Genomic DNA, 20,563 nt, shown 5'->3' with positions numbered 1-20,563 from the left:
CGAGGGCAGGGCGCAGGTCGCCCCGGCCCCTGTGAGACCATATCGCCGGGGCCGGCATGGCCCGAGCAGACGAACCGGAAAAGGCACGAAGCATGGCGGCTTACGAATACGAGACACATGATTACGACGTTGTTGTGGTGGGCGCGGGCGGCGCGGGGCTGCGCGCGACGCTGGGCATGGCCGAGCAGGGCCTGCGCACCGCCTGCGTGACCAAGGTCTTCCCGACCCGCTCGCACACCGTGGCGGCGCAGGGCGGCATCGCGGCATCGCTTGGCAACATGGGGCCGGACAGTTGGCAGTGGCACATGTACGACACCGTGAAGGGGTCGGACTGGCTGGGTGACACGGACGCGATGGAATACCTGGCGCGCGAGGCGCCCAAGGCGGTCTACGAGCTGGAGCATTATGGCGTGCCTTTCAGCCGGACCGAGGAAGGACGGATCTATCAACGTCCCTTCGGCGGGCACACGACCGAGTTCGGCGAAGGCCCCCCGGTGCAGCGCACCTGCGCCGCGGCTGACCGGACCGGACACGCGATTCTGCATACGCTTTACGGGCAAAGCCTGAAGAACAACGCCGAGTTCTACATCGAATATTTCGCCATCGATTTGATGATGAGCGAGGACGGGCAGTGCACCGGCGTCGTCTGCTGGAAGCTGGATGACGGCACGATCCACGTGTTCAACTCCAAGATGGTGGTGCTGGCGACCGGTGGTTACGGACGCGCCTATTTCAGCGCGACCTCGGCCCATACCTGCACCGGCGACGGCGGCGGCATGGTGGCCCGCGCGGGTCTGCCGCTGCAGGATATGGAATTCGTGCAGTTCCACCCAACCGGCATCTACGGCTCGGGCTGCCTGATTACCGAAGGCGCGCGGGGCGAGGGGGGCTACCTGACCAACAGCGAAGGCGAGCGGTTCATGGAGCGCTATGCGCCCAACTACAAGGACCTGGCGCCGCGCGACTATGTCAGCCGGTCCATGACGATGGAGATCCGCGAAGGGCGCGGCGTGGGCGAGCATGGGGATCACATTCACCTGAACCTCAGCCACCTGCCCGCCGAGGCGCTGAACCTGCGCCTGCCGGGGATTTCGGAGTCGGCCAAGATCTTTGCCGGGGTGGACGTGACCAAGGAACCGATCCCGGTGCTGCCGACCGTGCATTACAACATGGGCGGCATTCCGACGAATTACTGGGGCGAGGTTCTGAACCCCACCAAGGACGACCCGCACGCCGTGGTGCCGGGCCTGATGGCCGTGGGCGAGGCAGGCTGTGCATCGGTGCATGGCGCGAACCGGCTGGGATCGAACTCGCTGATTGACCTTGTCGTGTTCGGCCGGGCCGCGGCCATTCGCGCGGGCAAGGTGGTGAACCCCGAAAGCGCCGTGCCGGCAACCGACACGGGCCAGGTGGACAAGGCGCTCGACCGCTTCGACCATTTCCGCCATGCCGATGGCGGCACGCCCACCGCCGAGTTGCGGCTCGAGATGCAGCGCACCATGCAGGAGGACGCGGCGGTGTTCCGCACGTCCAAGACCCTGTCCGAAGGCGTCAAGAAGATGGATGCGATCGCGGCCAAGCTGGGCGACCTGAAGGTCACCGACCGCAGCCTGGTGTGGAACAGCGACCTGATGGAGACGCTGGAGCTGACCAACCTTATGCCGAACGCGCTGGCCACCATTGCCGGGGCGGAGGCGCGCAAGGAAAGCCGGGGTGCCCATGCGCACGAGGATTTCGCCAAGCGCGATGATGAGAACTGGCGCGTGCACACGGTGGCGCGGGTGGATGGAAAGAGTGTGGATCTGAGCTATCGTCCTATCATCGAGGACCCGCTCACGACCGAATCCGAGGGTGGGATCAATTTGAAGAAGATTGCACCCAAGGAAAGGACATTCTGATGAAAGCCATACTGAGAACCGCCGCCGCGATTGGCGGCCTGACCGTGCTGGCAGGCGCGGCGCAGGCCGTCGACACGACGCCCGCGAACGTGGACCGCGTCGTGCAGGCGTGCTTTGCCGAGGTCAGCCCAGAGGGGTCCTACGTAACCAATGTCCGGGGCGACGACGTGATCATGACGCCCGTGCGCGGCTCTGGCGCGTCGCACTACGAGGCCCAGGCGCTGACAAGCTGCATCGCCTATCGCTTTGGCGCGTCGACCGTCACCGCGGCGGCGAACCCGAACCGTTTTATCTCGGTCGGCGAGCAGCGCAGCGCGATCCTTGACTGCAAGCACAAGTTCGGCATTGGCGGCGGCGTCCGTCTGGGCGGGCAATGGCAGGAGATTCCGATCGGTCAGCAGACCCGTATCTGGATCGTGCCGCATGGCCGCGTCACGCCTGCGGCGGCGAACCGGATCAATGCCTGTGCCGACCAGGCGCTGGGCCGTGGCGGCAGCCCGGTGGTCAAGGTGACCGGAGTCGCGCGCAAGGCGGGGCCCTGTCCGAAACATGCGCCCGTCATGTACGGCGGCACGCAATACTGCATCGGCAACTGATCGCGATGCCCAAGGCCGCCACGCATATCACGGCAAAGCCTGCCCGTCCGGCGGGCTGGCCGCGTGCGCGGGGGCAGCATTACCTGGATGTGCTGGAGGTGCTGCACGGGACGAGACGTCCGGAATGGTATCTTGAGATCGGCGCGGGGCGCGGGCACTCGTTGGCGCGGTGCCCGGGCAAGGCCATCGCGGTCGATCCGGCCTTTCGCCTGAGTGGCGACGTGATGGGCGACAAGCCCGCGCTGCACCTGATCCAGAAGACCAGCGGCGATTTCTTTGCCAGCGGGCAGGCGCAGGAGATTGCGCCGCGCATCGACATGGCGTTCATCGACGGGATGCACCTGTTCGAATACGTGCTTGACGATTTCATCGCCACGGAAAGGCTGTGCCATCCCGAGGCGGCGATCCTGCTGCATGACCTTGTGCCGTTCTCGCCCGCCGCCGCCGAGCGCGAGTGGGACCCCGAGCGCACCAAGGGCTGGTCGGGCGACGTGTGGAAGATGACGCTGATCCTGCGGGAATACCGGCCCGAGCTGGCCTTTGACGTGCTGAACCCGCGCCCCTGCGGGCTGGGCATGGTGACCGGGTTGGACCCCGATAACGGGGTTCTGGAGGATGCGCGCGACGAGATCGTGGCGAAGTTCATGGACCTGACGATCGAGGAGTTCGGGCCGAAGAACCTGAGCCAGGTCATGCAGATGCGTAACGTTGAGGACGTGCTGCCAGAGCTGAAAGAAATGGAGGCGGCGGAATGAGATGGTTGGCCATGCTTGCGCTGCCCCTGATGCTGGCGGGCTGCGACGCGGCAAACGACGCCGCCGACGCCATCGCGCGTGACCGTGCCAAAGCGGTGGTGAACGGCATTGTCGCGCAGCGCTTTCCGGGCGTCACGGTGGCGCCGGTCACCGACTGCATCATCGACGCGGCTTCGGCCGGGGAAATCATCGCCATCGCCCGCGATTCGGTCGGCGGGGTACAGCCCGCGACGGTCGAGCTGGTGGTGGACATCGCGAGCCGGCCCGACTCGGTTCAATGTATTGCTGAAAACGGTCTGGTCCTGCTGGGCCGCTGAACGGAGAAGGAAACGTAAATGGTACAACTGACGCTTCCGAAGAATTCCCGGATCACCAAGGGAAAGACGTGGCCCAAGCCCGAGGGTGCGAAGAACGTGCGCAAGTTCCAGATCTATCGCTGGAACCCCGATGACGGGAAGAACCCGCAGGTCGATACCTATTTCCTCGACATGGACAAGTGCGGGCCGATGGTTCTGGACGCGCTGATCAAGATCAAGAACGAGATCGACCCGACGCTGACTTTCCGCCGGTCCTGCCGCGAGGGGATTTGCGGGTCGTGTGCGATGAATATCGACGGGATCAACACGCTGGCCTGTATCTATGGCCTGGACGAGGTGAAGGGCGACGTGAAGATCTATCCGCTGCCGCACATGCCGGTGGTCAAGGACCTGATCCCGGACCTGACGCATTTCTATGCCCAGCACGCCAGCATCATGCCGTGGCTGGAGACAAAGACGAACCGCCCCGCCAAGGAGTGGAAGCAGTCCATCGAGGACCGCGAAAAGCTGGACGGCCTGTATGAATGCGTGATGTGTGCGTCCTGCTCGGCGGCCTGCCCGAGCTATTGGTGGAACGGCGACAAGTATCTTGGACCGGCCGCATTGCTGCACGCCTATCGCTGGATCATCGACAGCCGGGACGAGGCGACGGGCGAGCGGCTGGACGATCTGGAAGATCCGTTCAAGCTGTATCGCTGTCACACGATCATGAACTGCGCCAAGACGTGCCCGAAGGGGCTGAACCCCGCCAAGGCGATTGCCGAGATCAAGAAGATGATGCTCGAGCGGGCCATGTGATGAACCAGCCGCGTCCCGAGCTCGATTTCAAGTCGAAGGAAGAGTTTCGGGACGTGTGCCGCCACCTGTCGGGGCGGCTGCATTACCTGAACCGGACGGCGATCGGTGAAAGCAAATTCGTCAGCGAACTGGCGGAGCTTGTCGAGCGCGCGGGCAAGGTCTTTGACGACCATTACGACGACAAGGATGTCTTCGCGGCCTTCGGCGACGGATGGGAGCCGGGCACCCTGTCGCGCGAGGAGCGGCCTCTGGCGCTGTTCGGGTTGCTTTATCCCGAGGTCGGCTCGGACAGGTCCTGATCGAGCAGGGACAGCAGATCGGTGATCCGGTCCAGCTGCCCGGGCCTGGCGCGGGGGGCGAGAAACGCATCGAGCGCGGCATCGCGGGCCTGGACCATGGCGATAAGCGTCGCGCGGCCCGTCTCGGTCAGGTGCACATGCTTGAGCCGCTTGTCGCTGTCATCCGCGACGCGGCGGATCAGCCCGTCTTTCTCCATCCGGTCCAGCAGGCGCGAGACGCCGTATTGCGGCAGCATCAGGCGGTTTTCCAGTGATCTCGCCGTCTGGCCTTCGGGCCCCGCATCGAGCGCGGCCAGTGCATCCAGCACGTCGAGCGATGGCAGGCTTTCGGCCTTGAGCGCCGCGTCCAGGTGAACCTGAAGGCGGCGATGGCTGCGCGACAGGACCTGCCACGCGGAAAGGTTCTGGGGTGTTCTGCTCATGGTCCGAGCCTAAATGCAGGTGCATCTGGGGGGCAAGGGGGCGCAGGCCCGCCTGCACGAAATCTGCGCAACCGGGGCGGGGGCGTCTGCACGGGCGCCTGTGCAGAACGGGGCATCGGAACAAGAAATGAGAGGACATTCCAATGCTGCGTTCCCCCGGATTGCGGTTCATCATCGTGGGCCTGCTGGTCTTGCTGATGACCATACCTGTGTTTTTCGTCGGTGCGATCATCGACAGCCGTGCGGATTACAACCGCCAGACCATCGCCTCGGTCGGGCAGGAGTGGGGCGGGCGGCAGTTGTTGTCCGGCCCCGTCCTGATCATCCCGATCGAGGAGACGGTGATGGTGCGCGAGCGCGAAGAGGTGATCGACCCCCTGAGCGGCGAGCAGAAGCTGGATGGGGACGACCAGCCGGTCTTTCGCTTCAAACAGGTGGAGCGCACGCTGCGGCGCGATCCGGTTTACGTGTACCCGGATCTGCTGGACCTGAAGATGGACAAGACCACGCAGGAACGCAGCCGGGGGATCTTCTCGGTGCCGGTCTATACCGCCAAGGCGGAAGGGGCGTTCGATTTCAACGCCGAAGAGGCCGAGGCGGCGTTGCGCGGCGAGGAGGTCCTGCTGTGGGACGAGGCGGAGGTGCGGGTCTACGTGAGTTCCAACCGTGCCCTGCGCGGCGAGACCCGGCTGATGGCCGATGGCCGCGCGCTGGAGATGGAGCCGGTGGCCAGCGAGAACCGATATATCGGCGGGCTGCGTGCGCCCACGGGCGATCCGCGAGAGATCGGGGCGTTCGACCTGAAGATGGGGCTGAATGGCGCCGAGGCGCTGTCCTTCACGCCGGTGGGGCGCGAGACGCGGGTGACGCTGACCTCGGACTGGCCGCATCCGGAGTTTCAGGGCGCGTTCCTGCCCGACAGCCACGAGGTGCGCGAGGACGGGTTTCAGGCCAACTGGGTGATCCCGCATCTGGCGCGTCCGCTGCCGCAGGTCAGCCGCGAGGATCAGAACGAGGTCGCGCGGAGCACGTCGAGCTTTGGCGTGGGGCTTTATCAGCCGAATGACTTCTATCAGAAAGCTTATCGCGCGGCGCGGTACGGCATCCTGTTCATCGGCCTCACCTTCCTGACGATTTTCCTCGTCGAGGGGCAGACGAAGCGGCCGACGCACCCGGTGCAGTATATCCTGATCGGGCTGGCGCAGTCGGCGTTCTTCCTGCTGATGCTGGCGCTGTCCGAGCAGGTCGGGTTCGGCATGGCCTATCTCGTGTCCGGGGCCGCGACCGTGGGGCTGGTGACGGCGTTTGCCGCGACGGCGCTGAAGCTGGGCCGCCGCACGCTGGTGGTGGGCGCGATGCTGGCGGTGCTTTACGGTGTGCTGTACCTGATCCTGCGCAGCGCGGATTACGCCCTGCTGGCCGGGTCGATCCTGCTGTTTGCCGCCATCGCGGGCACCATGTTCGCCACGCGGAACGAGAACTGGTACGGCGAGCCGCGCACCGGCCCGCGCCGGGGGTGGTTCCGCAAGGCGGAGCCACAGCCGGAGGCGCCGCAGCCCGCAAGCTGACGCGACGTTTCCTTCCATGATGCGGGGCGGCCGGGTTAGACTGCCCCGTGTGCTTGGGAGGTGATCATGGACAAGACCGATGTCGCGATCGTGGGAGGCGGGCTGGCCGGGCTTGTGGCTGCGCATGAGGCGGTGAAGCGCGGGCGCAAGGTGGTGCTGCTGGACCAGGAAGGGCCGCAATCCCTGGGCGGGCAGGCGTTCTGGTCGCTGGGCGGCCTGATGATGATCGACACGCCGGAGCAGCGCCGCATGGGCATCCGCGACAGCCGCGATCTGGCGGCGCAGGACTGGATGGGCAGCGCGCAGTTCGACCGGCCCGAGGACGCGAACCCGCGCCGCGTGGCCGAGGCCTATCTGGATTTCGCCGCCGGGCCGATGCGGGGGTATCTTCATGACCTTGGGATGCGCTGGTTTCCGGTGGTCGGCTGGGCCGAGCGGGGCGGGGCCAAGGCGGACGGGCACGGCAATTCGGTGCCGCGCTTTCACGTCACCTGGGGTACCGGGACGGGCGTTGTCGCGCCGTTCGTGCGGCTGGTGCAGGAGGCCGAGGCGGAGGGCAAGCTGCGCTTCGCGTTCCGGCACCGGGTGACGGGGCTGGATGTGGCAGACGGACGCGTGACGGGCCTGCGCGGCGATGTGCTGGCCGAGGACGACGCGGTGCGGGGGGCCTCGACCAACCGCGAGGTGACGGGGCAGTTCGAGATGCAGGCCGAGAGCGTGATCGTCGCCTCGGGCGGGATCGGGGGGGATCATGAGAAGGTCCGCAAGCTGTGGCCCGTCGACCGGCTTGGGCCTGCGCCCAAGGTGATGGTGGCGGGCGTGCCGGATTACGTCGACGGCCAGATGCAGGACGTGGCCAAGGCCGCCGGCGCCGGGGCGATCAACGAGGACCGGATGTGGCATTACTGCGAAGGGCTGAAGAACTGGGACCCGATCTGGCCCAACCACGGGATTCGCATCCTGCCCGGGCCGTCCTCGATGTGGTTCGACGCCAAGGGCGCACGGATGGAAGCGCCCTGTTTGCCGGGGTTCGACACGCTGAGCACGCTGAAGCGTATCATCAGTACAGGGCATGAGCATTCCTGGTTCATCCTGACCCAGAAGATCATCGAGAAGGAGTTCGCGCTGTCCGGCAGCGAGCAGAACCCGGACCTGACCTCGGGCAAGTGGCGCGAGGTGTTGAAGGAGCGGCTGGGCAAGGGCGCGACGGGCGCTGTCGAGGCGTTCAAGGCGCATGGCGAGGATTTCGTCGTGGCGACGGATTTCGAGACGCTCGTCGAAGGCATGAACCGGATCACGCCCAACGCACCTCTGGACGCCGCGCACTTGCGAGCGCAGGTGGCGGCGCGGGATGCGCAGCTGAGCAATCCGTTCGCCAAGGATGCGCAGGTGATCGCCATAAGGCAGGCACGGGCGTATCGGGGCGACAGGCTGATCCGCACGGCGAAGCCGCACGCCATTCTGGATCCTGACAACGGCCCACTGATTGCCGTGCGGCTGAATATCCTGACGCGCAAGTCGCTGGGCGGGCTGCACACCGATCTGGAAGCAAAAGTGCTGCGCCCGGATGGCAGCGTGCTGGACGGGCTTTACGCCGCCGGCGAGGTCGCGGGATTCGGCGGCGGGGGCTACCACGGGTACAACGCGCTGGAGGGAACGTTCCTTGGCGGGTGCATTTTCTCGGGGCGTGCGGCGGGGCGGAACGCCTGAAACTGATGTAGTGAAAACACAGTTTGAATCGTGCGGAAAAAATATTCGGCCGGCTCGCAAAAACTCTTGCGCGACTCGTCGTTTGGCCCCATTTGCACGATCAGACGCCAACGCACGCGCCTCTGTCCCGAAGGCCTTATACCCCAGCGGTTACGTAGCGACGGTAACGTCTCTGAACTGAACCTCGCGGCCCTTGCCGCAATGTGCCTTTTGGAGATGTCCATGACCGCTTTCGTCACCGACCTGTCGGGTGATTTCCGCCATGTTTGCGCCGCCCGTATCGAGGGCTTTCTGCGTACCACCACCTTTGACCGTCCGACGCTGGTGATCGACACCGACGTCGTGCTGCAGAACTTCCGCGCGCTGTCGCAGGGTCTGGGCGACGCGCATATCCACTATGCCGTGAAAGCCAACCCCGAGCCGCAGGTGATCGAGGCGCTGGTCAACGCAGGCAGCCATTTCGACGCCGCCAGCCGCGGCGAGATCGAGCTGTGCCTGTCGCAAGGCGCGCGTCCCGAGGACATCTCGTTTGGCAACACCGTGAAAAAACCGGGCGACATCGCGTTCGCGTACAACGTGGGCGTGACGCTCTTTGCCGCCGACGCAGAGGAAGAGCTGGACAAGATCGCCGAGCACGCGCCGGGCGCCGAGGTCTATATCCGCCTGATCGTCGAGGCGTCGGGCGCCGACTGGCCGCTGACTCGCAAATTCGGCTGCGCGCCGGATCATGCCGTGGCGCTGATGGACTATGCCCTGTCGCTGGGCCTGCGCCCGGTGGGCGTGTCGTTCCACGTGGGCAGCCAGACTCGCAAGGCCGAGATGTGGGCGCCGGTTCTGGACCGTATCGCCGACGTGTGGCGTGCCGCGCGGGCCGAAGGCCATGCGCTGGACCTCTTGAACATCGGTGGCGGCTTTCCGGCCTTCTATGGCGAGGACATCGCGGCGCCGGCGATCTATGCAGCGCAGGTGCGCGAGATGGTGGCCGAGCGGTTCGGCGACGTGCCGCGCCTGATGGCAGAGCCGGGCCGTGGCCTGGTGGCCGAGGCCGGCATGATCGCCGCCGAGGTGGTGCTGGTGTCGCGCAAGTCGCCCGACGACCTGCACCGCTGGGTGTACCTGGATATCGGCATGTTCTCGGGTCTTGCCGAGACCATGGACGAAGCCATCCGCTATCAGTTCGTGACTGCCCGTGACGGCGAGCGCACGGGCCCCTGCATCCTGGCCGGACCGTCCTGTGATTCGGCGGATGTGCTCTATGAAAAACGCATGATCGACCTGCCCCTTGGCCTGAAATCGGGCGACCGGGTGTTTATCCGCAGCTGCGGTGCCTACACCTCGTCCTATTCCAGCGTGGGCTTCAACGGCTTCCCGCCGCTGGACGTGGTCGTGCTCTGAACTGCCCCCCGATCCGGGGCGGGCCGGTTGGCCTTGCCCCGCGGGACAGTGTAAGACCCACGGCATGTTCATTGTCGTGGGTCTTGTCATTGCGTTCATACTGGTGGCGATCTATGCGCGCCCGGCGATGCGCAATTGCCGCTGGCGCGAGGACCGTGGCGCATCGACCCCGTCGCAGACGGCCTTTCGCTGTGCGTTCTGCGGGGCGCGGGCCTTTACATCGGATGGCAAACCGCCTTTGGATTGCATGAGGAACACGCCGCAATCCTGAGGACCCCATGCCGGAACCCACCGATGCCGAAGTGCGCCGGGCCGTCGCGCCTGTCGTCTGTTATCCCAACGACACGCTGCCGGTGCCGGATCTGGACCTGTACCGCGCCGCGCGGAAGGGGGCGGAGAAAGTGAGCGAGGTGATAGCGCCGCCGCGGGAGGCCGCCTGCTTTCGCGTGGCGGCGGGGCAATTCTTTCGCATCACCAGTGTCGAGGGGCCACAGGTGGGGGATTTGAACCTGTGGAACGCGAATGACCTGGGCGAGCGGTTCTATTCCGGCAAGTCGCGGGCACTGCATGGCACGCACCTGACGACGGGCGAGCGGATGTGGTCGGGCTTTCCCTATCTGCGGCCCATGGCGACGATCGTCGAGGATACGCTGGACTGGTACGGGATCGACGAATTTGGCGGGTCGGTGCATGACGTGATCGGCACGCGCTGCGATCCCTATACCGGCAACCTGCTGGCCGGGTCGCAATATCACCATTGCTGTCATTCCAACCTGATCCGGGCGGTGGCGGACGAACTGGAGATGTCGCTGGAGGAGGCCGAGCCGCTGGTGCATGACGTGCTGAACGTGTTCATGTGCACCGGGTTCACGCGGAACACGGGCCAGTATTTCATGAAGGCCAGCCCGGTGCGGCCTGGAGACTACCTGGAGTTCTTTGCAGAGATCGACCTGCTGGGGGCGTTGAGCGCCTGTCCGGGCGGGGATTGCTCGGCCGAGCATTCCAGTGACACGGCGCCGTGCTATCCGCTGAAGGTGGAGGTCTTCGCGGCGGTGGAGGGCGCCCTGGGCGATTGGGTCAGCCCGCCGGTGAACGGCTATGACCGGACCCATGGGAGGTAACGGCATGGACCGGGTCGAAGGCGGGTGCCTGTGCAGGGACGTGCGGATCACGGCGGAGGGCGCGCCCGACAGGGTCGGGCTGTGCCATTGCCTGGACTGTCGCAAGCATCATGGCGCGGTGTTCTTTGCCGCCGCGATCTTTCCAGAGGGCGCGGTCGCGATTCGTGGCGAGACGCGCGACTGGGAGGGCCGGCATTTCTGCCCGCGCTGCGGCGGGTCGGTGTTTTCCGTCAGCGACGGCGAGGTGGAGGTCCACCTTGGGGCGCTGGACGTACCGAACGTGTTCGAGCCGACCTACGAGCTGTGGTGCGTGCGGCGGGAAAAGTGGTTGCCGGAGGTGCCGGGGATGGCGCGGTTCGAGCGGGATGAAGAGTAGTTTCGCCCGGTTTAATAACCAAAGGGTTAACTGTGCGGACCGCGCGGAATCGAGGCGCGGCTTGCTGCGCCGCCGCGCGATCGTCCGCTGACCGAAAGGCGATTGCCTGCAATCGCCGAACGGGGGGCCGCCCGGACGGGCTGGCGATTGGGTGACGTGTGCGCCTCGATTTGAGGTTTTGCGGCTGTGGCAGAGATAAAGTGCCTTGAACGACCGTCGGCTCGCCAGCCCGCGGTCTGGCGTTCGCGCGGCTCCCTACCGTCGGCATGAGCCAAACGAAAAAACCCCGCCGAGGCGGGGTTCGTTCAGCAGAACCAGATCGGAATCTCAGCCCTGGCGGGCCTTGAAACGCTTCTGGGTCTTGTTGATCACGTAGACGCGGCCTTTGCGGCGCACGACGCGGCAATCGCGATGGCGGTTCTTGAGCGAACGCAGCGAGTTCCGGACTTTCATCACTCGTCTCCAATGTCGTGGCGCGGGGCGCCGGGTTGCGGGTGCACCGGCCAGGCCGGGCAGTGAATATGGTGGGCGATACAAGGATCGAACTTGTGACCCCTTCGATGTCAACGAAGTGCTCTACCGCTGAGCTAATCGCCCTGATACCGGATTGGCATGGCCCCTAACGAATAGGGGCGCGGAAAACCGCGCCGGTGAGGCGTGTCTATAAAAGGAGTCGGGAAGGGGATCAAGGGCTTTTAGAACCTGATTTTCAGACTATGATACTTTGACAAGGCGTTTCGCGGTAAGCCTGCTTTGCATAGTGTCGCGAAACGCAGCACGACAGTCAATCGTTGCGCGCGTTTCGCCTTTTGCCGATGACTCGGGTCGATGGCAAAACGCTTTGGGAGAGAGAATGCCGAAAGCCGCGTTTACCCTTTCACATCCCGAGCGTCGCACGACCTCGGTGGTGTTCGCGTCGCCCCATAGCGGCCGGGATTACCCGTGGTCTTTCGTGCGCCGCACGAACCTGAACGAGCTGAGCGTGCGCAGCTCCGAGGATGCATTCGTTGACGACTTGTTCGAGGCCGCGCCGCGCAACGGGGCGCCGTTTATCAAGGCCGGCGCGCCACGGGCCTTCGTGGACCTGAATCGCTCGACCGAGGAGCTGGATCCGGCGCTGATCGAAGGGGCGCGGCGCACGGGGCACAACCCGCGCTTGGCCTCGGGCCTGGGGGTGATCCCGCGGGTGGTGGCCAATGGCAAGGCGATCTATTCCGGCAAGATCACGATGGACGAGGCGCAGCGACGCATCGACAGCTATTGGCGCCCGTATCATGCGGCGCTGAAAACCCAGCTGGATCAGGCGCTTGGACTGTTCGGACAGGCGATACTGGTCGACTGCCACTCGATGCCGCACGAGGCGATGGATGCCGTGGCCCGCAGCGGCGCGAGGCGCCCCGAGGTGGTTCTGGGCGACCGCTTTGGCGCTGCGGCGAGCGACGAGGTGGTGGACCGGATCGAGGCGGCGTTTGCTGCCGCCGGGCTGAAGGTGGCGCGCAACGCGCCCTTTGCCGGGGCCTATATCACGCAGCATTACGGCCGCCCGCAGGAGAGCCGGCACGCGGTGCAGGTCGAGATCGACCGGGCGCTTTACATGAACGAGCGGCTGATCCGGCCCAACGGCAATTTCAAGGCGTTCAAGGCGCTGCTGGAGGGCGTGATCGCCGAGATCACCGAGGTCGGGCGGCCCGAGCCGCAGCAGCTGGCCGCGGAGTAGGCGAATCAAGGGTTAACGCCTTGGGGCGCGGGAAAACGGACTGTCGGTATCGCGTCGGTATCCGGGTGGTATGACGACGGTGCGGTTTCTTGCAGGGGGCCGGGTTGACGCGCCGAACGGTGCCGGGCTCGACGAAACGCTTCAGTAACGTCTCGTATAGGTGAAATGCACCTCTTCGTCGGTCGTGGTGTCGGTGACGGCGAAACTCACGTCCGAGCGATCCGCGAAATCGTAGCGGGCGGCGAGCCCGTAGGCGGAGGTCGTGCTGTCGGGCGTGACCTCGCCGAAGCCCGAGAGGGTCAGGTCGCGCCAGACATTGTAATTCACGTCGAACGCCACCGCGTCGGGGCGCTGGTTGGCATCGGGGTGCAGGACCGCGGCGCCGATGTCGAGCCGTCCTTGTTGCCAGCGGGCGCCGATCTTGGCGTTGACGCCGTCGAAATGATCCTTGGGGTCCCAGACGCCCTCTATCGCGGCGGCGAAGGTCATGGCCTGCGCCCGCCATTCAGCGGAGCCGGCGGCGGAGCGGAAATTGCCGTCGCTGGCATCGAGCAGCGAGACGGCCCAGGCGGTGTCGCCCGTGGTGTCGCCATAGGACACGCCCACGGGCACCGAATTGAAGCGCAGCGCCTCGGTCGTGGCGCGGGCGCGGGTGTATTCGGCGCGGGTCTCGGCAACGGAGGCGGCGGTGAAATCGAAGGGCGAGATCAGCACCCGGTCATAGGCCGGTTTCACCACGCCCAGGCGGAACCGGTCGTCATAGACGAAGGCGGCATAGGTCTCGTGCGGGCGGTCGCCCTTGTAGTAATAGCCGAAGGTGCCGAATTCGAAGGCCACGGGGCTGTCGGCGACGTCGAAAAGCCTGAAGGTCAGCATCGCGTCGACGCGGGACATGAAGGCGTTGTCCTGAATGCTGTTGGCGCCGACCGAGACGTCGCCGGAGAAATCCACCCAATCGGCGGCAGCGGCGGCATCGGGGCGCAGGCCGGCGGCGCAGAGCGCCATCGCGGCAAGGCCGGGCAGGGGACGGGTCGCTATGCGTTTCATGACCCAAGCAACGTGGCACGGTCCGGAAAGTTGCACGAGCGACAATGCGCGGCGTCCCTGTGATTTTCCGGCAACAGGGTCGCGCCGGTAACACTCTGCTTTAAGGGGGAAAAACCCGTTCAGCGCAGGGAGCGGCCCTTGAGGATGGCGTCGGCGCCGAAGCGGGCGCGGATTTCGTCCGTGGCGCGTTCGGCGCGGCCGCGCTGGCGGGCCTGCGGGTCCAGAAGGTCGCCCGACGCCTCGGCGGCGGTCTCGGGCACGAGGTCCGACAGGCCCACGCCGAGCAGGCGGTAGGGCCTGGTGTGATCGACCTGGTCGAAAAGCGCGCGGGCGGTGCGGTAGAGCGTGTCGGCCAGCTGCGCCGGGTCGCGCAGCGAGATGCGGCGGGTCAGGAGCGAATGATCGGAGCGCTTGAGCTTCAGCGTCACCACGCGGCCCGCGAGGTGCTTGGCCTTGGCGCGGTCGGCGACCTTTTCGGCCATGCGCCACAGATGGCCGTCGAGGATGTCGGCGCTCGCGGTGTCCTCGCGGAAGGTGGTTTCGTTCGAGATCGACTTCATCGGGCTGTGGGCCGAGACGCGGCGGTGATCCTGCCCACGGGCGAGGTTCCAGAGCCGGTCGCCCATGGAGCCGAAGCGGGCGACGAGATCGGTTTTCTCCCAGCGCAGGAGGTCGGCGAAGGTGCGGATGCCCGCCGCATCCAGCGAGGTCCGCGCCGCCTGGCCCACGCCCCAGATCAGGCTGACGGGTTTGTCGCGCAGGAAATCGGCTGTCTCAGCCTTGCCGATGATGGAAAACCCGCGCGGCTTGTCGAGGTCCGAGGCGATCTTGGCGAGGAACTTGTTGTGGGAAAGGCCTATGGAGCCGGTAAGACCAAGCTCCTCCTTCATCCGCTTGGTCAGGCGGGCCAGCATCACGGCGGGGGGCGCACCATGCAGGCGGGCGGTGCCGGTGAGGTCGAGAAACGCCTCGTCCAGCGACAAGGGTTCGATATCCGGCGTCAGGTCCTGCATCATGGCGCGGATCTGGCGCGAGACCTGGGCGTAAAGCTCCATCCTGGGCTTGATGATGACGGCGTCGGGGCAGAGTTTCAGCGCCTGGAACATTGGCATGGCCGAGCGCACGCCGCGGATGCGGGCGACGTAGCAGGCAGTGGAGACCACGCCGCGCCGGCCGCCGCCGATGATGACGGGCTTGTGCGCCAGTTCGGGGTTGTCGCGTTTCTCGACCGAGGCGTAGAACGCGTCGCAATCCATGTGCGCGATGCTGAGCTCGAACAGTTCGGGATGCGAAAGCACGCGCGGGCTGCGGCAGGCGGGGCAGCGCGCGCCGGTGTCAAACCGGGTCAGGCAGTCGCGGCAGAAGGCGGGCATGGGCGGGGCTGCGTCCGGGGTTGCGATGCGGCTATTGTAAGGCCGTGGCGCGTGAGGGAAAAGACGGTATGAGCGAAGAGAGGTTCGAGGGCACCAAGCTGGCGCTGTTTCTGGGCAAGCGGCTGGCGGTGATCGAGCGCGACCATGCGCCCGACATCCCGTGGCCGGGTTTCCTGGACCTGCCCGGCGGCGGGCGTGACGGCGCGGAAAGTGCCGAGACCTGCGTGCTGCGCGAAACGCGCGAGGAGCTGGGGCTGGTGCTGGAGCCCGGCGTGCTGCGCTGGCGGCGGTTCTACGCGGGGCCCACGCCGATGTGGTTCTTCGTGGCGCATTGCGAGGCGGCGCTGGCGGACGATGTGGAATTCGGCGACGAGGGGCTGGGCTGGTGCCTGATGCGGCCCGAGGATTACGTGGCGCACGACAAGGCCGTGCCGCATTTCGCCCAGCGGGTGGCGGAGTACCTGGCGGGGTAGGGCGGAAGGCCTGGGTGGCGCGATGGTGGGTTTCACCCACCCTACGTCAGGCGATGTCGTTCAGGATGGCCTGGGTGGCGGCGCGGGGGTCTTCGGCGGCCCAGACCGGGCGGCCCACGACGATGTGATCGGCGCCGTCCGACAGGGCCTGTGCCGGGGTGGCGACACGTTTCTGGTCGCCCAGTGCCGCGCCGGCGGGGCGCACGCCGGGGGTGACGATCAGCTTGCCCGCGGCCTCGGGCAGGGCGCGGATCATCGCGGCCTCCTGCGGGGAGGCGATGACACCGTCGGCCCCGGCCTCGAGCGCGCGGGCTGCGCGGGTGGCGACGATATCGGGGATGTCGCCCGGGGCGATCAGCGACGCGTCGAGATCGCCGCGGTCGAGGGAGGTCAGCACGGTGACGGCGAGTATCTTCATCGGTTTGCCTGCCGCGCCCTCGCGGGCGGCGCGGACTACGTGGGGGTCGCCATGCACGGTGAGAAAGTCGAGGTCGAATTGCGCCAGCCCGCGCACGGCGTTTTCCACCGTGGCGCCGATATCGAAGAGCTTCATGTCGAGGAAAATTCGCTTGCCGTGATCCTGCTTGAGCTCGTTGGCGAGGGCGAGACCGCCGCCGGTCAGCATCCCGAGGCCGATTTTGTAGAATGACACCGCGTCGCCAAGCGTTTCGGCCAGGTGCAGGCCTTCGAGCGCGTTGGGCAGGTCGATGGCAACGATCAGGCGATCATCGGCGGGCCGTTCGGGTCTGAGCTGGACGGGTTCGGGCATGAGCGCAACCTTTCGCGTCGGGTCGCGCCCTTGTTGCGGGCCGGGGCGGCGGCGTCAAGCCTGTTCGGCAGATCGCGGCCAGGCATTGTCGGCGACGACGACGGCCTGCGGGGCGTTGCGAAACTCGGGCATCCGCCGCACCTGGCGCAGGGCATCCTGAACCAGGGCGCGGGCCACGATAGCGGCCTCGGTCAGGTCACCGAGAATCGTAGGGGGCATGGCGGAGGCGCGCAAGCTGAGGGAGCCTTCGTCGCCCTGCAGCAAAACCGTCGCGACATGGGCGCCTGAATGTGGCGAAACAGCGACATTTTCCAAGGAAATCCGCTCGATCTTCATAACACACCTCACTATGCAACTGCAGCGAGGATGCATCATCTGGCCACGGGTTGCGAGGGGAAATTGGTTAACGGACGCCCCCTCGCAACTTTACGCCTGTTTATCAGGCGGCGGCGGCGCCTTGCGCGGCCTCGGGCAGCGACGAGCGCAGGGCGTGGGCTTTCTGCGTGTGGCGCAGGCTGGCCTTCTGCCTCAGGCCACGGGCGATCAGCGCGTATTCGGCGTTGAGCGGGGCCTTGAGGTGGACGGGATAGCGGAAGATGTGACCGGACTCGTGGATACGAACGGCCGCCTCGAACGCTTCAAGTTCGGGGTTGTAGCGGATTGCGTCGAATTCAAGCTTCTCGATCTGCATTGGTCTGCTCCTGTTTTACGAGTTACCTAAGTGACTTAGCCTGTGGATAACTGCCTAAGTAACGTTTGGTCGGTCGAAAAAGTTGCAAGGTTCACAAATTCTGTTGAGCGGTTTGTCGCCTATGTCGTGTCTTCAAGCGGGTTTTGCCACAACATCTGGTTGTAGCTTGCGCGATGCGAACAATTTACAGGGCCGACTTGACGCTCACGCGCCTGTTACCCATCTAAAGGTCTGAGGTTCCCGAAGCCGTACGCCTAATGCTGGGTGCGCCACCGGGATGACGCTTGTAGAAAAGGAGAGACGGGATGGACTTGTCGAAGTTCACCGAGCGGTCGCGCGGTTTCATTCAGGCCGCGCAGACGATCGCGATCCGGGAAAGCCACCAGAAACTGGCGCCCGAACACATTCTGAAAGCATTGATGGACGATCCCGAGGGGATGGCCAGCAACCTGATCAAGCGGGCGGGCGGTGAGCCGGCGCGCGTGGTGCAGGCGCTGGACCTGAGCCTTGGCAAGATCCCGAAGGTCAGCGGCGATTCGGGCCAGATCTACATGGACGGCCAGACCGTGAAGCTGCTGGACGAGGCCGGGAAGCTGGCCAAGAAGGCCGGGGACAGTTTCGTGCCGGTGGAGCGCCTGCTGACCGCCCTGGCGATGGTGAAAAGCCCCGCCAAGGACGCGCTGGAGCAGGGGGGCGTGAGCGCGCAGGCCCTGAACGAGGCGATCAACGACATCCGCAAGGGGCGGACGGCTGACAGTGCTTCGGCAGAGGACAGCTATGAGGCGCTGGAGAAATACGCGACCGACCTGACGAAACGGGCCGCGGACGGCAAGATCGACCCCATTATCGGCCGTGACGACGAGATCCGCCGTGCGATGCAGGTGCTGAGCCGGAGGACCAAGAACAACCCGGTCCTGATCGGTGAGCCGGGCGTGGGTAAAACCGCGATTGCCGAGGGTCTGGCCCTGCGGATCGTCAATGGCGACGTGCCGGAAAGTCTGCAGAACAAGAAGCTGCTGGCGCTGGACATGGGTGCGCTGATTGCCGGGGCGAAGTATCGTGGCGAGTTCGAGGAGCGGCTGAAGGCCGTTCTGAACGAGGTCACCGATGCGGCGGGCGAGATCATCCTCTTCATCGACGAGATGCACACGCTGGTCGGCGCGGGCAAGGCGGATGGCGCGATGGACGCGGCCAACCTGATCAAGCCGGCTCTGGCGCGGGGCGAGTTGCACTGTGTGGGTGCGACGACGCTCGACGAGTACCGCAAGCACGTGGAAAAGGACGCCGCATTGGCACGCCGGTTCCAGCCGCTGATGGTCGAGGAACCCACCGTCGAGGACACGATCAGCATCCTGCGCGGCATCAAGGAGAAGTACGAGCTGCACCACGGCGTGCGGATCTCGGACTCTGCGCTGGTGTCGGCGGCGACGCTGAGCCATCGCTATATCACCGACAGGTTCCTGCCGGACAAGGCCATCGACCTTGTGGACGAGGCCGCGAGCCGGTTGCGCATGGAGGTGGACAGCAAGCCCGAAGAACTGGACGCGCTGGACCGCGAGATCCTGCAAAAGCAGATCGAGGCCGAAGCCCTCAAGAAAGAGGACGATGCCGCCAGCAAGGACCGGCTGGAGAAGCTGGAAAAAGAGCTGGCCGACATGCAGGAGAAATCCAGCCAGATGACGGCGCAATGGCAGGCCGAGCGTGACAAGCTGGCCAGCGCCCGCGACCTGAAGGAACAGCTGGACCGTGCGCGGATCGAGCTGGACCATGCCAAGCGCGAGGGCAACCTGGCCAAGGCCGGGGAGCTGAGCTATGGCGTCATTCCGCAGATGGAGAAGCAGCTGGCCGAGGCCGAGAAGGCCGAGGAAGACGGCATGATGGTCGAGGAGGCCGTGCGGCCCGAGCAGATCGCGCAGGTGGTCGAACGCTGGACGGGTATTCCGACCGCGAAGATGCTGGAAGGCGAGCGCGAGAAGCTTCTGGGCATGGAAGACAACCTGCACCGCCGGGTGATCGGCCAGGATGCCGCCGTCAAGGCGGTGGCCAATGCCGTGCGCCGGGCGCGCGCCGGGCTGAACGACGAGAACCGTCCCTTGGGCAGCTTCCTGTTCCTGGGGCCGACCGGCGTCGGCAAGACCGAGCTGACCAAGGCCGTGGCCGAGTTCCTGTTCGACGACGACAGCGCGATGGTGCGGATCGACATGAGCGAGTTCATGGAGAAGCACTCGGTCGCCCGTCTGATCGGCGCGCCTCCGGGCTATGTCGGCTATGACGAGGGCGGCGTGCTGACCGAGGCGGTGCGGCGCAGGCCCTACCAGGTGGTGCTGTTCGACGAGGTCGAGAAGGCGCACCCGGAAGTCTTCAACGTGCTGTTGCAGGTTCTGGACGACGGTGTGCTGACCGACGGGCAGGGCCGGACGGTGGATTTCAAGCAGACGCTGATCATCCTGACGTCGAACCTCGGGTCCCAGGCGCTGAGCCAGTTGCCGGAAGGGTCCGATGCGGCGGCGGCCAAGCGCGACGTGATGGACGCGGTCAGGTCGCATTTCCGGCCCGAGTTCCTGAACCGGCTGGACGAGATCGTGGTCTTCGACCGGCTGAACCGCGACCAGATGGACGGGATCGTGGATATCCAGATGGCCCGCCTGCTGAAGCGGCTGGCCGCGCGGAAGATCACGCTGGAGTTGGACGACGCGGCCCGCAAGTGGCTGGCGGATGAAGGCTATGACCCGGTCTATGGTGCGCGTCCGCTGAAGCGGGTGATCCAGAAGGCGCTGCAGGACCCGCTGGCCGAAGGCTTGCTGGCCGGGGATATCCTGGACGGATCGAGTGTGCCGGTGACAGCGGGCTCCGAGGGGCTGATCATCGGCGAGCGCGTCGGGTCGACCAACCGCGAGCGGCCGGACGATGCCGTGGTGCATTGAGCGCGGTGACTGCGTGAACGCGGCCCCCGCCGGAGAGATCCGGCGGGGGTTTTTCGTTTTTTGGGGGGCCGGTGAGTGTCGGCCTGCAAAGGTGGGTTGGAAACCCACCCTACGAGGTCCCGGATCGGGTCCGGGACGGGGGGGCCTGGTGCGTGCGACGGGCCAGCCCCCAAGCGCGGGTTGGATTGGGGGCCAGCCCCCAAGCGCAGGTTGGACTGGGGGCCAGCCCCCAGACCCCCGGGATATTTCTGGCCAGAGGAAGACGGGGGCGGGGTGGGGGGCGTGTTGCGGGAATGGCCGTCGCGTCGACAATT

Annotated in this window: 22 protein-coding genes and 1 tRNA gene; 15 read left to right on the top strand and 8 right to left on the bottom strand. The window is 65.8% G+C overall.

From position 1 onward, the window contains the following. Positions 1-92 precede the first annotated feature (92 nt). Genes sdhA through ACQY4V_RS15760 form a run of 6 tightly spaced genes read left to right on the top strand, consistent with a single transcriptional unit; the run spans position 93 to position 4,663 of the window. Positions 93-1,898, top strand: coding sequence for a succinate dehydrogenase flavoprotein subunit (gene sdhA, locus ACQY4V_RS15785; protein ID WP_428513266.1), 1,806 nt, complete (start codon positions 93-95; stop codon positions 1,896-1,898). Then, positions 1,898-2,494, top strand: coding sequence for a hypothetical protein (locus ACQY4V_RS15780; protein WP_428513264.1), 597 nt, complete (start codon positions 1,898-1,900; stop codon positions 2,492-2,494). The genes sdhA and ACQY4V_RS15780 overlap by 1 nt, the downstream gene beginning before the upstream one ends. A gap of 5 nt (positions 2,495-2,499) precedes the next feature. Continuing rightward, on the top strand, positions 2,500-3,249 hold the full coding sequence (locus ACQY4V_RS15775) for a class I SAM-dependent methyltransferase (RefSeq protein ID WP_428513262.1): 750 nt from the start codon (positions 2,500-2,502) through the stop codon (positions 3,247-3,249). Between the two features lie 11 nt (positions 3,250-3,260). Continuing rightward, entirely contained in the window at positions 3,261-3,566 is a 306-nt protein-coding gene (locus tag ACQY4V_RS15770) for a succinate dehydrogenase (RefSeq protein ID WP_428513260.1), read from the top strand. Positions 3,567-3,584: 18 nt separating this feature from the next. Further along, positions 3,585-4,364: a succinate dehydrogenase iron-sulfur subunit gene (locus ACQY4V_RS15765; protein ID WP_428513258.1), complete on the top strand. Its 780-nt coding sequence runs from the start codon at positions 3,585-3,587 to the stop codon at positions 4,362-4,364. Next, complete coding sequence (locus ACQY4V_RS15760; protein ID WP_428513256.1) at positions 4,364-4,663, top strand: hypothetical protein; 300 nt, start codon at positions 4,364-4,366, stop codon at positions 4,661-4,663. The genes ACQY4V_RS15765 and ACQY4V_RS15760 overlap by 1 nt, the downstream gene beginning before the upstream one ends. On the opposite strand, the gene ACQY4V_RS15755 is transcribed toward ACQY4V_RS15760, so the two are convergent. Next, a complete protein-coding gene (locus ACQY4V_RS15755; protein ID WP_428513254.1) occupies positions 4,633-5,085 on the bottom strand; it encodes a MarR family winged helix-turn-helix transcriptional regulator in 453 nt (150 codons plus the stop codon). The two genes, ACQY4V_RS15760 and ACQY4V_RS15755, sit on opposite strands and share 31 nt — an antisense overlap. 143 nt (positions 5,086-5,228) lie before the next feature. Between ACQY4V_RS15755 and creD the strand changes: the two genes are divergently transcribed. From creD to ACQY4V_RS15725, 6 genes are all read left to right on the top strand, one after another. Further along, a complete protein-coding gene (gene creD / locus ACQY4V_RS15750) occupies positions 5,229-6,653 on the top strand; it encodes a cell envelope integrity protein CreD (protein WP_428513252.1) in 1,425 nt (474 codons plus the stop codon). 66 nt (positions 6,654-6,719) lie between these two features. Beyond that, positions 6,720-8,363: an FAD-binding dehydrogenase gene (locus ACQY4V_RS15745; protein ID WP_428513250.1), complete on the top strand. Its 1,644-nt coding sequence runs from the start codon at positions 6,720-6,722 to the stop codon at positions 8,361-8,363. A gap of 222 nt (positions 8,364-8,585) precedes the next feature. Then, positions 8,586-9,758 (top strand): type III PLP-dependent enzyme, encoded by a 1,173-nt coding sequence (locus ACQY4V_RS15740; protein WP_428513248.1) that lies wholly within the window; start codon positions 8,586-8,588, stop codon positions 9,756-9,758. A gap of 64 nt (positions 9,759-9,822) precedes the next feature. Continuing rightward, positions 9,823-10,029, top strand: a complete 207-nt coding sequence (locus ACQY4V_RS15735) for a hypothetical protein (RefSeq protein ID WP_152494027.1) — start codon at positions 9,823-9,825, stop codon at positions 10,027-10,029. 7 nt (positions 10,030-10,036) lie between these two features. Next, positions 10,037-10,879: an urea carboxylase-associated family protein gene (locus tag ACQY4V_RS15730; RefSeq protein WP_428513246.1), complete on the top strand. Its 843-nt coding sequence runs from the start codon at positions 10,037-10,039 to the stop codon at positions 10,877-10,879. Positions 10,880-10,883: 4 nt separating this feature from the next. Continuing rightward, positions 10,884-11,255: a GFA family protein gene (locus ACQY4V_RS15725; protein ID WP_428517271.1), complete on the top strand. Its 372-nt coding sequence runs from the start codon at positions 10,884-10,886 to the stop codon at positions 11,253-11,255. Between the two features lie 327 nt (positions 11,256-11,582). Here ACQY4V_RS15725 and ykgO read toward each other — a convergent pair whose 3' ends face one another. Continuing rightward, positions 11,583-11,708, bottom strand: coding sequence for a type B 50S ribosomal protein L36 (gene ykgO, locus ACQY4V_RS15720; RefSeq protein ID WP_025058716.1), 126 nt, complete (start codon positions 11,706-11,708; stop codon positions 11,583-11,585). A 69-nt stretch (positions 11,709-11,777) separates the two neighbouring features. Continuing rightward, positions 11,778-11,852: transfer RNA gene (locus tag ACQY4V_RS15715), tRNA-Val, on the bottom strand. 256 nt (positions 11,853-12,108) lie between these two features. Here ACQY4V_RS15715 and ACQY4V_RS15710 point away from each other — a divergent pair. Beyond that, entirely contained in the window at positions 12,109-12,972 is an 864-nt protein-coding gene (locus ACQY4V_RS15710; RefSeq protein WP_428513244.1) for an N-formylglutamate amidohydrolase, read from the top strand. 141 nt (positions 12,973-13,113) lie between these two features. On the opposite strand, the gene ACQY4V_RS15705 is transcribed toward ACQY4V_RS15710, so the two are convergent. Next, positions 13,114-14,019: a hypothetical protein gene (locus ACQY4V_RS15705; RefSeq protein ID WP_428513242.1), complete on the bottom strand. Its 906-nt coding sequence runs from the start codon at positions 14,017-14,019 to the stop codon at positions 13,114-13,116. Positions 14,020-14,138: 119 nt separating this feature from the next. Continuing rightward, a complete protein-coding gene (locus tag ACQY4V_RS15700; protein WP_428513240.1) occupies positions 14,139-15,392 on the bottom strand; it encodes a DNA polymerase IV in 1,254 nt (417 codons plus the stop codon). 68 nt (positions 15,393-15,460) lie between these two features. On the opposite strand from ACQY4V_RS15700, the gene ACQY4V_RS15695 reads away from it, so the two are divergent. Beyond that, positions 15,461-15,865, top strand: a complete 405-nt coding sequence (locus tag ACQY4V_RS15695; RefSeq protein ID WP_428513238.1) for an NUDIX hydrolase — start codon at positions 15,461-15,463, stop codon at positions 15,863-15,865. Positions 15,866-15,911: 46 nt separating this feature from the next. Here ACQY4V_RS15695 and pyrF read toward each other — a convergent pair whose 3' ends face one another. From pyrF to ACQY4V_RS15680, 3 genes are all read right to left on the bottom strand, one after another. After that, positions 15,912-16,634 carry an orotidine-5'-phosphate decarboxylase gene (gene pyrF / locus ACQY4V_RS15690; protein WP_428513236.1) on the bottom strand — a complete coding sequence of 241 codons (723 nt, stop codon included), beginning with the start codon at positions 16,632-16,634 and terminating at the stop codon, positions 15,912-15,914. Between the two features lie 54 nt (positions 16,635-16,688). After that, positions 16,689-16,853, bottom strand: a complete 165-nt coding sequence (locus ACQY4V_RS15685; protein ID WP_428513234.1) for a hypothetical protein — start codon at positions 16,851-16,853, stop codon at positions 16,689-16,691. 220 nt (positions 16,854-17,073) lie between these two features. Beyond that, on the bottom strand, positions 17,074-17,325 hold the full coding sequence (locus ACQY4V_RS15680; RefSeq protein ID WP_428513232.1) for a hypothetical protein: 252 nt from the start codon (positions 17,323-17,325) through the stop codon (positions 17,074-17,076). A gap of 305 nt (positions 17,326-17,630) precedes the next feature. On the opposite strand from ACQY4V_RS15680, the gene clpB reads away from it, so the two are divergent. Beyond that, a complete protein-coding gene (gene clpB / locus ACQY4V_RS15675; protein WP_428513230.1) occupies positions 17,631-20,249 on the top strand; it encodes an ATP-dependent chaperone ClpB in 2,619 nt (872 codons plus the stop codon). The last annotated feature ends 314 nt before the right edge of the window (positions 20,250-20,563 follow it).

Origin of the sequence: Roseovarius sp. (assembly GCF_965277045.1) — a bacterium.
Classification (GTDB): Bacteria; Pseudomonadota; Alphaproteobacteria; order Rhodobacterales; family Rhodobacteraceae; genus Roseovarius.
Note: the sequence above shows the minus strand (reverse complement) of the source record. Positions and strands in the feature narration are given on the sequence as shown.